We start from the raw sequence: 14,162 nt of genomic DNA on the forward strand, positions 1-14,162 counted from the left end.
GATATTTTGAGCGATAACTCAATTGATAAAAATGTCGAGCAAGTTATAAAAAAAATGCCAAGAGTAAGTTATAAATAAGATATTAAGATTTTGTAGAATAAAAAGCGGTCAAATGCATGAGTATGTAACCAATTGGTTGCATTTAATTGAAAGATAAAAAAGGTTCTACAAGGTGGTGCATACTTCTCTAAGCACCACCTAGCAGCAAGCAAAGGTGTCGTTGCACCCGTGATATGGTCCCCCCGGCTATATCACGTTTTTTTTGCCTTTTTTTCACCTCTACAATTGAGCTCGTAATGAATCAACGACGGCATTCGCTCTCTCAGTGAATTCAGATCTATCCGCTTTAGGAACCGGTTCTGCATGGGGTAAAGGTACTTTCATCGAATCAACAGCACGGCCATTTTTTATCAGCTCGTAATGCAGGTGCGGTCCTGTGGAGCGACCACTGTTACCCGATAACGCAATTTTCTGCCCTATTCTGATTTTGTCACCTTTATGCACTAATCTTTGACTCAAATGCAGATAACGCGCCATGTAGTCTCGACCATATTTAACCACCACATAGTTACCAGCTAAAGAGTGAAATTGTGATTTAACAACTACGCCATTCCCAGTGGCGAAAACAGATGTTCCAACAGGGGTGGCAAAGTCCGTTCCATTGTGTGGAGCGACTTTCCCTGTGATGGGGTGTAAACGGTAGGGATTAAACTTTGAACTAATTCGATACTGTTTTTCAGTGGGAAATCGTTCAATCGCCCGATTGACACTTGCCCCTTTAACATCATAAAAGTGACCATCCTGATATTTAATCGCCGCCACCTCTTCATCTCTGCCTACGTAGAGTGCTGCACTGATCTCTCCCGCAGAGACCGCTTTCCCAGCAATAAACTCTTTGGTTAACTCAATGGCAAAACGGTCACCATTGCGTGATTGCTTTCCAAAATCAAACGTCCACTGTAGCTCTTTGACTAATGATTGAATTTGATTAGGGCTCAAACCAGCAGCGCGGGCAGAGTTATAAAAATTATTTCTTACTTGGCCGGTAAGTAATACCGGTCGCATTTCCCCCTGCTTCTCCAATGAACTGTATTTGTAATGCGAGCCTGTCCACTTGTAGATGTGAGATATTTTGATACTGCGTTGAATAAGTAACTCAGATAACTTTCCCTTTTCCGATTGTTGCCATTCAATCTCTTGCCCGACCCTAATATTCGCCGCTGAATTATCCACAGCTAATAGGGCATACATATCAGCCATGGGTAATCCGTATTGTTGAAAAATAGCCCCCAGTGTCTCTCCTTTTGCAACAACATGGGTGTGAACAGGTTGAGTGTCTGCATCTAACTGTTCTGAAAGCGCATCATTAGGAGTAGAAAAGGCAGGATCTTCATTATCAATAGCAACTCCCATCGGCTCACTATTTTTATCGGATAACAGTTGAAGCTTCGCTTCACTGAGCACTAACTGCTGTCGATGACTTATCTCGTTAGATTGTTGAATTGCACCTGGTAATCCGATTAATAAAGACAGTGTTAGAAGTGGCAACAGTAGAAATAAAAATTGGTAATGTTTAGCTAAGCGCCCAAAGGACGCGACAGCCGTTTTTAGTTGGTTCATTTGGTTAAACAACGCTCAAATTCTCGACCTAATCCACTAATAAATTCAGCGTAAGCACCTGGCTTTTCTTCTACTTCTGTTGCCAAAGGATCCAGTTTCCCTCTACCAACATCGGTTCCTCTAGTCACCGACTCTATAACCGATGGGTTGAACTGAGGTTCAGAAAAAACACAATATACGTTATCCGCTTTTAATTTATTACGAATCCCAATCAGTGTTTTAGCGCCAGGCTTTCGATCTGGGCTAACGGTGAAGTGACCTAGATTGTTAAGACCGAACGTCTCTTCAAAATAGCCATATGCGTCATGAAATACAAAATAACCGTGTCCTTGAATAGCGGCTAAATCTGCTGTTATCTGTTCAATTGCATTATCGACACTGACTTGGAAGCGGCTAAGATTAGACTGATATTCACTGCGGTGCAATGGATCTAATTGAATCAATTTATCGGTTATCTTTTTTGCGACAGCTTTTACTTGATAGGGGCCTAACCAAAAGTGTGGGTCTAACCCGTGGTGATCATGACCATGGTGGTCGTGCCCCTCCTCATCATGTCCTGTTTGATATGATCGAAAATCAATCGAACTAAGCTGGCTTAGTGTCAGTATATTGGTTTTGTCTTCTAATACTTTTTCCAGAAAAGGTTCAAGGTCATCACCAAACCAAATAACAAGATCAGCACGCTTAATACGCTTAATATCCGACGGCCTTAACGCATAGTCGTGCGGTGAAGCGCCAGCTGAGATGATATAGGATGAATCTGCTACACCAGCTGTTATCTCTTGGGTAATTAAATGGATCGGTTTTACAGAGGTCACAACGTTGATTGCGACACTTTGATGAGCAAACAAGAGCAGAGCCGTTGTCCATAGTAACTTGATACTAGTTTTTTTCATTTTCAACTCAGAAATAATGGCTATCGATATGGTAAATGTTATATTATAACAATTGGTATTTGCAAATGAATATTACTAAACATGCAAAATTTAATTGAACTAAAGAATATCGGTGTCCGTTTTGGCGATAAAGAGGTATTACACTCCATCTCTTTGACGCTATGCAGAAAGAAAATCACCACTGTAATTGGACCTAATGGCGCTGGTAAGTCGACATTAGTTAAGACCCTCCTAGGACTGCAAAAGCCCACCTCTGGGGAGTTAATACGTGCCGATAATCTGCGGATTGGTTATGTTCCACAAAAATTAGTACTTAACGACTCGCTCCCTTTAAACGTTGATTATTTTTTGAAAATGGCGGGTAAATACAGCAGGCAAGAACGTTTTGATGCATTGAAGTTAGTGCAAGCTGAACACCTTCAAAGCTCCAATATGCACAGTCTGTCTGGTGGAGAAAATCAACGAGTTCTGCTAGCAAGAGCGCTCCTGCAACGCCCTGATTTGTTGGTTTTAGATGAACCAGCTCAAGGGGTTGATGTTCAAGGCCAAATTGGCTTATACAGTTTGATTGAATCGTTAAGGAATCGATTTAATTGTGCCATTTTTATGGTCTCTCATGATCTTCATTTAGTCATGGCAAAAACTGATGAAGTGATCTGCCTTCAACAGCACATCTGTTGTTCAGGAGCTCCTGAATCTATTTCCAAACACCCATCTTATATCGAACTGTTTGGGCCTAATGAGCAGCAACTAGCCTTTTATCACCATAATCACCAGCATGAACACGATCTCTCTGGTAGCCCTGTCGAGCACTCTTGTCATCATAAAGGTCATCACCATGATTGAGTTTTTATTACCTGCGTTTTTATCTGGAATAGGTATCGCCCTACTCGCAGGTCCCCTAGGATCTTTTGTAGTGTGGCGAAAAATGGCCTATTTCGGAGATACGTTAGCGCACGCTTCTCTACTTGGCTTATCCTTAGGTTTCTTATTTGATATCAATCTCAATTTAGCTTTAATTGTGTGCTGTATCGCCATTGCTTTGATTCTCGTTGCCTTGCAACGCCAGAAGCTAGTCGCGACGGATACACTACTTGGTATTCTTGCACATAGTTCTCTCTCTCTCGGGTTAGTTGCCGTCAGCTTTTTAGACAATGTTCGAGTCGATTTAATGTCCTATCTGTTTGGTGATCTTCTTGCCGTAAACACCACAGATTTACTCTATATCTATTCAGGGGTATTGGTCGTTTTAGGATTATTACTCTTTATTTGGCGCCCACTACTTTCTTCAACCGTCAATGAAGAGTTGGCGCACGTTGAGGGGGTAAATGTGGGATTAATGCGGCTATTACTCATGTTAATGGTCGGTTTGGTTATTGCTATCTCGATGAAATTTGTCGGCGCTTTGATCATCACTTCTCTGTTGATTATTCCTGCGGCTACGGCTCGACGTTTTGCCTCTAGCCCTGAACAGATGGCCTACATTGCCTCGATCATCGGTTGTATCTCGGTCACTATGGGTTTGGCGCTATCTTGGAACTTCGATACCCCAGCAGGCCCTTCTGTCGTAGTAAGTAGTGCATTTCTCTTTATGCTAAGCCAAGCGAAAACGCTTAAGCAATAAGGCACATTAATTGATAAAAAAGCCGAGCTAATTTTCATTAACTCGGCTTTATCGTGGTTAATATTGATTAAGCGTAGTGCTTACCAACCAGTAATCTCACGAAGACCTTTACCAATGTCAGCAAGGCTCTTAACTGTTTTAACACCTGCAGCTTCTAATGCCGCAAATTTATCTTCTGCAGTACCTTTACCACCAGAGATAATTGCACCAGCATGACCCATGCGCTTACCTGGAGGAGCAGTAACACCCGCAATGTAAGAAACCACTGGTTTCGTTACATTTGCTTTAATGTATTCAGCCGCTTCTTCTTCAGCCGTTCCGCCAATCTCACCGATCATCACGATAGCTTCAGTTGCTGGATCTTTTTCGAACATATCTAAGATATCGATAAAGTTAGAGCCAGGAATTGGATCACCACCAATACCAACACAAGTAGACTGACCAAAACCTTCATCCGTGGTCTGCTTAACCGCTTCATAAGTCAGGGTTCCAGAGCGTGAAACAATACCCACTTTACCTGCTTTATGGATGTGACCAGGCATGATACCAATCTTACACTGATCAGGAGTGATAACACCTGGGCAGTTTGGACCAATCATACGCACACCAGACTCGTCTAGACGAACTTTAACGTCTAACATATCTAGCGTTGGGATGCCTTCAGTGATGGTAATGATGATCTGAATACCAGCATCAATCGCTTCAAGAATGGCATCTTTACAAAATGCTGCAGGTACGTAGATTACCGTTGCTGTTGCGCCAGTTTTCTCTACGGCTTCGCTTACTGTATTAAAGACAGGAAGACCAAGGTGTGTAGTACCGCCTTTACCTGGAGAAACACCACCGACCATTTGCGTTCCGTAATCGATCGCTTGCTCTGAGTGGAAAGTTCCTTGACCGCCAGTGAAACCCTGACAAATTACTTTTGTATCTTTATTGATTAATACAGACATTATTTGCCCTCCGCAGCAGCAACAACTTTTTCAGCAGCTTCAGTTAGGGAAGTCGCAGCAATAATATTTAGACCACTTTCAGCCAGTTTCTTAGCACCAAGCTCTGCATTGTTACCTTCAAGGCGAACCACAACAGGGACTTTAACGCCAACTTCAGCAATCGCACCGATAACACCTTCAGCAATCAAGTCACAACGTACAATGCCACCGAAAATATTAACAAATACAGCTTTAACGTTATCATCAGAAAGGATGATCTTGAACGCTTCAGTAACACGCTCTTTCGTTGCACCGCCGCCAACATCAAGGAAGTTAGCAGGTTGGCCACCGTGAAGGTTCACGATATCCATGGTACCCATCGCCAGACCGGCACCGTTAACCATACAACCAATGTTTCCATCAAGTGCTACGTAGTTTAGTTCCCACTGTGCTGCATGTGCTTCACGCTCATCTTCTTGAGATGGATCGTGCATTTCACGTAGCTTAGGCTGACGGTACATTGCATTTGAATCAATGTTGATTTTTCCGTCAAGACAAACCAGTTTATCGTCACCCGTAATAACCAGCGGGTTAATCTCTAGTAGCGCCATATCGTACTGGGCAAACATATCCGCTAGACCCATGAAGATCTTAGTGAATTGTTTGATTTGATCGCCTTTAAGACCAAGTTTGAATGCAAGCTCACGACCTTGGTAAGCTTGTGGGCCTACGAGTGGATCGATAGCCGCTTTATGAATCAGTTCAGGCGTCTCTTCTGCAACTTTTTCAATTTCAACACCGCCTTCTGTTGATGCCATGAATACGATACGACGTGATCCACGGTCAACAACTGCACCAAGGTACAGTTCGTTAGCAATGCTTGATGCTTCTTCAACAAGAATTTTTGTTACTGGCTGACCAGCTGCATCTGTTTGGTAAGTAACAAGGTTTTTACCTAGCCACTTTTGAGCAAACTCGCGAAGGCCTTCTTTAGTATCGTGTAGCTCAACGCCACCCGCTTTACCGCGTCCACCAGCGTGCACTTGACATTTGATAACCCACTTTTCGCCACCTATTTTGCTTGCAGCTTCTGCAGCTTCTTGTGGGGTGTCACATGCGTAACCTTCTGGTACTGGCAAACCGTACTCAGCAAAAAGCTGTTTTGCCTGATATTCATGCAGATTCATGATGTTCTATCCATTTATTTTTTTCCCATTTATAGGGAAGACTATATCCATAAGACTCTCTACGGAGTCTATACTCATTCGGGCTTGAAACGTTGTTGCATTGGCGCATGTCTTTTCTATCTTTATAATATTAAAAAGTCGGATGTCGTTATGACACCCGACTCCATCAATTATACGTCTAGAAGTAGACGAGCTGGATCTTCCAATAGTTCCTTAATTGTCACTAGGAAGCCAACTGATTCACGTCCATCAATTAAACGATGGTCGTAAGATAAAGCTAAGTACATCATCGGTAATATTTCAACTTTACCGTTTACCGCCATTGGACGATCTTGGATTTTATGCATTCCCAAAATTGCCGCTTGAGGTGGATTGATGATTGGAGTCGACATTAGTGAACCAAATACGCCACCGTTGGTAATGGTAAAATTACCACCAATAAGCTCATCAACAGTCAATTTGCCATCACGGCCTTTGATCGCTAATGCTTTGATTCCTTTTTCGATATCGGCAAAACCCAGTGAATCGCAGTCTTTAAGGACTGGTGTCACTAGACCACGCGGGGTTGAAACCGCCATGCTAATATCAAAGTAATTATGGTAAACAATATCAGTACCATCAATTGACGCGTTCACTTCAGGGTAACGTTTAAGGGCTTCTGTAACTGCTTTCACATAGAAAGACATAAAGCCTAAACGCGTATCGTGACGCTTTTCAAACTGCTCTTGATACTGTTTACGAAGTTCCATGATAGGTTTCATGTTCACTTCGTTAAACGTCGTTAGCATTGCGGTTGTATTTTTCGCTTCGAGTAGACGATTGGCAATGGTCTTACGAAGGCGAGTCATAGGAACACGCTTTTGACTACGACTTGCTAATGGCGCTTGTTCAACAGCGGCTGGCGCTGCTGCTGGTACTGCTTTAGCATTTTTAAGATGAGCTTCAATATCTTCACGAGTGATGCGACCACCAACACCAGTGCCTTTAACTTGGCTTGGCTGAAGGTCGTGTTCACCTAGAAGGCGGCGTACAGCAGGGCTTAACGCATCACTGCTCTCATCCGACATAGAGGCCGTATTACGTTTAACTGGTGAAGCTTCTGCTTCTGTCGTGGTATCTTTCGTTGGCTCACCAGCGACAGCACCCGGCTTAATTTTAGCCAGCAATTGCTTTGAAAGAACGGTTGCGCCTTCTTCTTCTACGATTGCTTCTAAAACGCCTGCTTCAGGTGCTGGAACTTCAAGTACTACTTTATCAGTTTCGATATCAACTAATACTTCATCACGTTCAACAAAGTCACCAGGCTGTTTGTGCCAAGTTGCTACCGTCGCGTCTGCAACGGATTCAGGTAAATCTGGAACCAGAATTTCGATTGTCATGTCAGTCAGTCCTTTATTTCTAGCTCTTAATCTAGAGTCAATGCGTCTTCAATTAACGCTTTCTGTTGTTTCAAGTGTACCGACATGTAACCTACAGCCGGTGAAGCCGAAGCTGGACGACCTGCATATGTCAGGGTCGTATCAACAGGCAATGCAAATCGGAAGTTGTGTTGGCTTGAATACCATGCACCTTGGTTCTGAGGCTCTTCTTGACACCATACAAAATCAGTCACATTGGTATACGGAGCAATGGCCGCTTGAACATCCTCTTTAGGGAAAGGATATAACTGTTCAATACGAACGATAGCAACATCTGTTTGTTCATTCTTACGGCGCTGATCCAGCAAATCGTAATAAACTTTACCTGAACAGAGGACAACACGTTTCACTTTTGCAGGGTCTAGTGTATCCACTTCTGGAATAGCAGGTTGGAACGTACCTTCTGCTAAATCTTCAAAAGTAGAGGTACACAATGGATGTCTTAGTAATGACTTCGGAGACATTACAACAAGTGGTCGGCGCATAGGGCGGACAACTTGGCGACGAATCATGTGATACACCTGCGCAGGTGTCGATGGAACAATCACTTGCATATTCTGCTCAGCACACAACTGCAGGTAACGCTCTAGTCGTGCTGAAGAGTGCTCTGGTCCTTGACCTTCATACCCATGAGGAAGCAGTAGAGTAAGCCCACACATGCGGCCCCACTTCTGTTCGCCTGATGAGATAAATTGGTCAATAACCACTTGAGCACCATTGGCAAAATCACCAAACTGCGCTTCCCAGATAGTTAGGCCACCAGGTTCTGTGGTTGAATAACCATATTCAAACGCCAAAACAGCCGCTTCAGACAGCACTGAGTCATAGACTTCAAAGGGGGCTTGCTTATCATGTAGATTACACAAAGGAACGTATGTACTCGCATCACTTTGATTGTGTAAAACAGCATGACGGTGGAAGAAGGTACCACGACCTGAATCTTGGCCAGTAATTCGAATACGATTACCGTCATCAACCAAGGTAGCGTACGCCAGTGTCTCTGCCATGCCCCAGTCAATCTCTTTCTCACCCGATAACATCAAATTTCTGTCGTTATAGAGCTTATTGACTCGACTGTGCAGTTTATGACTGTCTGGATACTGACAAACACGTTTTCCTAATTCAAGGAGTCGATCTTTATCAAATTGATTACTCCACTCCATATCCCACTCATGGCCAATATACGGTGACCAATCTGAGCTATGCAGTGTCATTGGACGCCACTCTTTAACAACGACTTCACCATGATCTAATGCATCACGGTATTCATTGATAAGCTGAGTCGCTATCTCCGATTCAATCTCTTTTTTATCAATCAGTACATCAGCATACAACTTACGAGGAGTTGGGTGCTTTTTGATTTTTTGATACATCAGAGGCTGTGTTGCGTTAGGTTCATCAGCTTCGTTATGACCATGGCGGCGGTAACACACTAAATCAATAACAACATCACGTTTGAATTCATTGCGATAGTCGAGTGCAATACGAGTAACAAAAGCAACCGCTTCTGGGTCGTCTGCATTTACGTGGAGTATTGGAGCCTGAACCATTTTTGCAATATCAGTACAGTACTGAGTAGAGCGCATGTCCAGTGGGTTTGAAGTAGTGAAACCGATTTGGTTATTAATAACGATACGGATAGTACCGCCAACTTGATAACCACGAGCTTGAGACATATTAAATGTTTCAGCCACAACACCTTGACCTGCGATTGCAGAATCACCATGAATAGTGATAGGGATTACTTTATTGCCGGTGGCATCATTCAATCGGTCTTGACGAGCACGCACCGAACCAATAACCACAGGGTTAACGATTTCTAAATGGGATGGGTTAAAGGCAAGCACTAAGTGGACATCACCACCGGGTGTTGCGAAATCAGCAGAGAAACCTTGGTGATATTTTACATCACCGGTGCCCCATGTATCGTCATGTTTTTTTCCAGCAAACTCATCAAAGAGATCTTGAGGTTTTTTACCTAAAACATTGACTAACATGTTGAGACGACCACGGTGAGCCATACCAATTACGATTTCACGACCACCATTTGTACCAGCTTGACGAATGAGTTCCTTAACCATAGGAACCATTGCATCACCGCCCTCTAATGAGAAACGTTTTGCACCTGGGAATTTAGCCCCTAAATAGCGCTCAAGCCCTTCTGCTGCGGTCAACTCTTCTAAGAAGTTATGTTTCTCTTCACTGCTAAATTTTGGTTTACCAGCTACAGACTCTAAGCGTTGTTGAATCCAACGTTTTTCATCTGTATTGGTGATATGCATATACTCAGCACCAACCGAACCACAATAAGTGTTCTTCAGTGCGACATGCAAATCAGCCAACTTCATCGTATCTTGCCCTAAAGCAAAAGAACCGACATTGAAGGTCTCTTCAAGGTCCTCTTGTGTTAAGGAGTGGTACGACGGGTCCAATTCCTGTACTTTTTCACGTTCCCACAAACCTAATGGATCTAAGTTTGCATTTTGGTGTCCACGGAAACGGTAGGCATTGATCAGCTGTAAGACCTTTACCTGTTTGGCATCAATATCCGGATCACTAACTTGGGCAGTTAAATGCTTTGTCTCTTTCGCTAGACGACGGAAATATTCTCTTACTGGTGAATGAGCTTGATCAACAACGTCTGTTTTTTCAACAGGCAAATTGTCGAATACCGCTTTCCATTCATCACCGACTATTTCCGGGTCACTGAGATAGAGTTCGTAGAGTTCCTCTACATAAGTTGCATTGGCGCCAGCCAAGTGTGAAGACTCGAGCCACGCCTTCATCACGCCGTTCTGCATTATTTTCCCTTATCCAGTAATTTCACTATATCCCCAACATCCGTCGGGCTGGTATTCCGGCTCTTTCAAGCCGGAAATTTACAATTTTGTTTCAATCCTACACTGCACGTTTAAGCAACATCGATTTAATATGACCGATCGCTTTAGTCGGGTTTAGCCCCTTAGGACAAACACTTACACAATTCATGATTCCATGACAACGAAAAACACTAAAAGCGTCGTCTAGATCAGATAAACGTTCTTCTGTTGCAGTATCTCTGCTGTCAATTAACCAACGATATGCTGCAAGCAGCCCTGCAGGACCAATAAACTTGTCAGGATTCCACCAGAAAGACGGGCAAGATGTTGTGCAACATGCACACATAATACATTCATACAAACCATCTAAATGCGCCCTTTCATCAGGCGATTGTAGATTCTCTCTTGATGGTGGCATTGCATCATCATTTTGTAGGAATGGCTTAACGCGCTCATAGTTTTGGTAAAACTGTTCCATATCGACGATAAGATCACGAACCACTGGTAAACCTGGTAGTGGACGGATAATAATCTCTTTTCCACCCATCAAATCAGACAATGGTGTAATACACGCCAGTCCATTTTTACCGTTCATGTTAATACCATCCGACCCACACACTCCTTCACGGCATGAGCGACGGAATGAAAGCGTTGAGTCTTGCTCTTTCAGTAAGATCATGGCATCCAACACCATCATGTCAGAGCCTTCCTCTACCTCAAGCGTATACGCTTTCATATGAGGGGCATTATCGACATCTGGATTGTAGCGATAAATTGAAAAATTAAGTTTCATATCAACTCCCCTTAGTATGTACGAGCTTTCGGAGGGAAAGCTTCACGATGAATTGGTTCCATATTTACATCACGCTTCGACATCGCTTCTGTCTCAGGGTTGTAAATTGAGTGGCATAACCAATTAGCATCATCACGGTCAGGGAAATCAAAGCGCGCATGCGCACCACGACTTTCAGTACGGAAGTTTGCTGCAACGGCAGTAGCAAAAGCCGTTTCCATCAAGTTATCAAGCTCTAAACACTCAACACGCTGAGTATTGAACTCTGAAGAGTTATCATCAAGACGAGCAACCTTCAAACGGTCACGAATGACTTTAAGCTCTTCAAGACCTTTCGCCATTGCATCACCTTCACGGAATACCGAGAAGTTATTCTGCATACAGCTCTGAAGGTCTTTACGAATTTGAACTGGGTCTTCACCTTTTGGTGTACTGTTCCAACGGTTAACACGAGCTAGAGAAGCTTCAATGTCAGATTCCGTTGCAGGGCGAGCTTCTGATTGAGCAGCAAGAGTATCACCTAAATGAAGTCCAGTTGCGCGACCAAATACCACTAAATCAAGCAGTGAGTTGCCACCTAAACGGTTGGCACCATGTACTGATACTGAGGCAATTTCACCACAAGCAAATAGCCCTTGGATCTCTTCATCTTGCCCAGCACTGTTTTGACGAATCGCTTGACCAGAAACCTGAGTCGGAACCCCACCCATCATATAATGACAAGTTGGAATCACTGGAATTGGTTCTTTAACAGGGTCAACGTGTGCGAACGTTCGAGACAGTTCACAAACACCCGGTAATCGCGACTCAAGCACATCTTTACCTAAGTGGTCCAGTTTGAGTTTAATGTGTGGACCCCAAGGACCATCACAACCACGACCTTCACGAATCTCGACCATCATTGAACGAGCAACAACATCACGGCCCGCTAAATCTTTCGCATTTGGTGCGTAGCGTTCCATGAAGCGTTCGCCATCTTTATTAAGAAGATACCCCCCTTCTCCACGACAACCTTCAGTCACCAATACACCGGCACCAGCGATACCCGTTGGGTGGAACTGCCACATTTCGATGTCCTGCATAGGAACACCCGCGCGCAGCGCCATACCAACACCGTCACCAGTATTAATGTGGGCGTTTGTAGTTGAGGAGTAGATTCGACCGGCACCACCCGTTGCAAGGATGGTTGCTTTTGCTTTGAAGTAGCAAATTTCACCCGTTTCCATACATAGAGCAGTACAACCTAAAATGGCACCATCTTGGTTTTTAACCATATCTAATGCATACCATTCAGAGAAAATGGTCGTTTTATGTTTGATATTTTGCTGATAAAGCGTGTGCAATAACGCATGACCTGTACGGTCTGCCGCTGCTGCGGTACGTGCTGCTTGCTCACCACCAAAGTTCTTTGATTGACCACCAAATGGACGCTGGTAAATTGAACCATTATCGAAACGAGAAAATGGAAGACCCATTTTTTCAAGTTCAATCACCGATTCTGGTCCATTTTTACACATGTATTCGATTGCGTCTTGGTCACCGATGTAATCAGAACCTTTTACCGTATCGTACATGTGCTGTTCCCAATGGTCTTCATGCGCATTACCTAGTGCAACGGTAATTCCACCTTGAGCAGACACAGTATGAGAACGAGTTGGGAAAACTTTTGAAAGAAGAGCACAAGATAAACCCTGCTCTGAGATTTGTAGTGCTGCACGCATGCCTGCACCACCCGCGCCGATTACTACGGCGTCAAATTCACGAACTGCAATGCTCACTTACGCACCCCACACAGTAATTAGGCCAGAAAAGAAATAAGAGAATAGAGTTACAACAATCACTAACTGAATAATGCTACGTAATAACACAGGTTTTACGTAATCAGTTAAGACTTGCCACATTCCAATCCAAGCGTGAATAAGTATTGAGACCAATGCCAGCATAGTGAACACTTTAGTGCACGTTCCGCTGAAAAAGTTGGTCCAAGACAAATACGTTAGTTCAGGGCCAAAAGCACAAAAACCAACAATATAAAATGTGTAGAGGGTAAGGATAATCGCAGTAGCACGGATCAAGACAAAGTCATGAATGCCATTACGACCAAGAGAAGAGACTGAAGCTACCATACTAATACTCCTGCTAAGACAGATAGAACAGCAGTGATGACAAAAGCGATTTTCGCACTTAACTCACCAGATTCCAGTTCTTCAAAATAGCCAAGGTCCATCATCAGATGTCGAACACCGACAACAATGTGATAGGCAAGGGCTGTTAAGATTCCCCACATAATGAAGGTTACGATAAAGCCATCCATGATGTCAGCGGCTTTCGCAAATCCAATAGGAGAAGATAATGAAAGATTAAGCAACCATAAAAGGATGCCGATTGAAATGAATGTAATCACACCGGAAATACGGTGGATAATTGACGCAGTCGCTGTTAAAGGAAAGCGAATGGTCCGTAGGTCGAGGTTAACGGGTCTAGACTTCTTTGCGTTCACAATTGCTCACTCAGCTCCATTGAGCTTAATTATTGTTTTTGTACTCTCTTTTTCACACTTATTCGTCCAAAATTAACATTTTTGTAACTTTCATTGGCTACATTCAATGAAAATATTCAACGTTACCTTGCAATTTCATTGTTCATAAGAATTATCGAACACATGTTCAAAGCTAGATACAACAAGGGTAAATAAGAGAACCTCAGAAAGTATACGATGCTCAACATACAATTACAATTACCTTAACAAAACTTACATCACAACACTGATTTTTAACTACCTACTGATAAAAACTCTTAACAAGCGCACACAAAAGCGTACATAAATTGACAACACTGACGATCATAGGTACAAAGTTTGCACTCTCATATCC

The 14,162-nt window shown here is 43.2% G+C and carries 12 protein-coding genes; 2 read left to right on the top strand and 10 right to left on the bottom strand.

Going from position 1 to position 14,162, the window contains the following annotated elements:
* Positions 1–279: 279 nt before the first annotated feature.
* Complete coding sequence (mepM, locus tag L4C32_RS18285) at positions 280–1,620, bottom strand: murein DD-endopeptidase MepM (RefSeq protein WP_428198333.1); 1,341 nt, start codon at positions 1,618–1,620, stop codon at positions 280–282.
* A complete protein-coding gene (gene znuA / locus L4C32_RS18290; protein ID WP_428198334.1) occupies positions 1,617–2,516 on the bottom strand; it encodes a zinc ABC transporter substrate-binding protein ZnuA in 900 nt (299 codons plus the stop codon). The genes mepM and znuA overlap by 4 nt, the downstream gene beginning before the upstream one ends.
* Positions 2,517–2,597: 81 nt before the next feature.
* On the opposite strand from znuA, the gene znuC reads away from it, so the two are divergent.
* Together znuC and znuB are read left to right on the top strand one after the other, a co-directional pair.
* A complete protein-coding gene (znuC, locus tag L4C32_RS18295; RefSeq protein ID WP_428198335.1) occupies positions 2,598–3,362 on the top strand; it encodes a zinc ABC transporter ATP-binding protein ZnuC in 765 nt (254 codons plus the stop codon).
* Positions 3,355–4,140 (top strand): zinc ABC transporter permease subunit ZnuB, encoded by a 786-nt coding sequence (gene znuB, locus L4C32_RS18300; RefSeq protein WP_428198336.1) that lies wholly within the window; start codon positions 3,355–3,357, stop codon positions 4,138–4,140. The genes znuC and znuB overlap by 8 nt, the downstream gene beginning before the upstream one ends.
* An 80-nt stretch (positions 4,141–4,220) precedes the next feature.
* Here znuB and sucD read toward each other — a convergent pair whose 3' ends face one another.
* The 8 genes from sucD to sdhC all read right to left on the bottom strand — a co-directional run bounded on the left by sucD (position 4,221) and on the right by sdhC (position 13,789).
* Complete coding sequence (gene sucD, locus L4C32_RS18305; protein WP_428198337.1) at positions 4,221–5,093, bottom strand: succinate--CoA ligase subunit alpha; 873 nt, start codon at positions 5,091–5,093, stop codon at positions 4,221–4,223.
* The gene (sucC, locus tag L4C32_RS18310) at positions 5,093–6,259 is read right to left on the bottom strand and encodes an ADP-forming succinate--CoA ligase subunit beta (protein WP_428198338.1); all 1,167 of its coding nucleotides are present in this window, start codon (positions 6,257–6,259) and stop codon (positions 5,093–5,095) included. The genes sucD and sucC overlap by 1 nt, the downstream gene beginning before the upstream one ends.
* A 170-nt stretch (positions 6,260–6,429) precedes the next feature.
* Positions 6,430–7,638, bottom strand: a complete 1,209-nt coding sequence (gene odhB, locus L4C32_RS18315; RefSeq protein WP_428198339.1) for a 2-oxoglutarate dehydrogenase complex dihydrolipoyllysine-residue succinyltransferase — start codon at positions 7,636–7,638, stop codon at positions 6,430–6,432.
* A 26-nt stretch (positions 7,639–7,664) separates the two neighbouring features.
* Positions 7,665–10,478, bottom strand: a complete 2,814-nt coding sequence (gene sucA, locus L4C32_RS18320) for a 2-oxoglutarate dehydrogenase E1 component (protein WP_428198340.1) — start codon at positions 10,476–10,478, stop codon at positions 7,665–7,667.
* A gap of 97 nt (positions 10,479–10,575) precedes the next feature.
* The gene (locus tag L4C32_RS18325; protein WP_428198341.1) at positions 10,576–11,289 is read right to left on the bottom strand and encodes a succinate dehydrogenase iron-sulfur subunit; all 714 of its coding nucleotides are present in this window, start codon (positions 11,287–11,289) and stop codon (positions 10,576–10,578) included.
* Between the two features lie 11 nt (positions 11,290–11,300).
* Complete coding sequence (gene sdhA, locus L4C32_RS18330) at positions 11,301–13,067, bottom strand: succinate dehydrogenase flavoprotein subunit (protein ID WP_428198342.1); 1,767 nt, start codon at positions 13,065–13,067, stop codon at positions 11,301–11,303.
* A complete protein-coding gene (sdhD, locus tag L4C32_RS18335) occupies positions 13,068–13,415 on the bottom strand; it encodes a succinate dehydrogenase, hydrophobic membrane anchor protein (RefSeq protein WP_428198343.1) in 348 nt (115 codons plus the stop codon).
* Complete coding sequence (sdhC, locus tag L4C32_RS18340; protein ID WP_428198344.1) at positions 13,409–13,789, bottom strand: succinate dehydrogenase cytochrome b556 subunit; 381 nt, start codon at positions 13,787–13,789, stop codon at positions 13,409–13,411. Before sdhC ends, sdhD begins: the two co-directional genes overlap by 7 nt.
* Between the last annotated feature and the right edge of the window lie 373 nt (positions 13,790–14,162).

The sequence above is a fragment of the Aliivibrio kagoshimensis genome (assembly GCF_050337105.1).
GTDB lineage: Bacteria > Pseudomonadota > Gammaproteobacteria > Enterobacterales > Vibrionaceae > Aliivibrio_A > Aliivibrio_A kagoshimensis.

Excerpts from the sequence above, each read along its gene's own strand:
- mepM (WP_428198333.1), bottom strand. The coding sequence starts at position 1,620 with ATGAACCAACTAAAAACGGCTGTCGCGTCCTTTGGGCGCTTAGCTAAA.
- znuA (WP_428198334.1), bottom strand. The coding sequence starts at position 2,516 with ATGAAAAAAACTAGTATCAAGTTACTATGGACAACGGCTCTGCTCTTG.
- znuC (WP_428198335.1), top strand. The coding sequence starts at position 2,598 with ATGCAAAATTTAATTGAACTAAAGAATATCGGTGTCCGTTTTGGCGAT.
- znuB (WP_428198336.1), top strand. The coding sequence starts at position 3,355 with ATGATTGAGTTTTTATTACCTGCGTTTTTATCTGGAATAGGTATCGCC.
- sucD (WP_428198337.1), bottom strand. The coding sequence starts at position 5,093 with ATGTCTGTATTAATCAATAAAGATACAAAAGTAATTTGTCAGGGTTTC.
- sucC (WP_428198338.1), bottom strand. The coding sequence starts at position 6,259 with ATGAATCTGCATGAATATCAGGCAAAACAGCTTTTTGCTGAGTACGGT.
- odhB (WP_428198339.1), bottom strand. The coding sequence starts at position 7,638 with ATGACAATCGAAATTCTGGTTCCAGATTTACCTGAATCCGTTGCAGAC.
- sucA (WP_428198340.1), bottom strand. The coding sequence starts at position 10,478 with ATGCAGAACGGCGTGATGAAGGCGTGGCTCGAGTCTTCACACTTGGCT.
- L4C32_RS18325 (WP_428198341.1), bottom strand. The coding sequence starts at position 11,289 with ATGAAACTTAATTTTTCAATTTATCGCTACAATCCAGATGTCGATAAT.
- sdhD (WP_428198343.1), bottom strand. The coding sequence starts at position 13,415 with ATGGTAGCTTCAGTCTCTTCTCTTGGTCGTAATGGCATTCATGACTTT.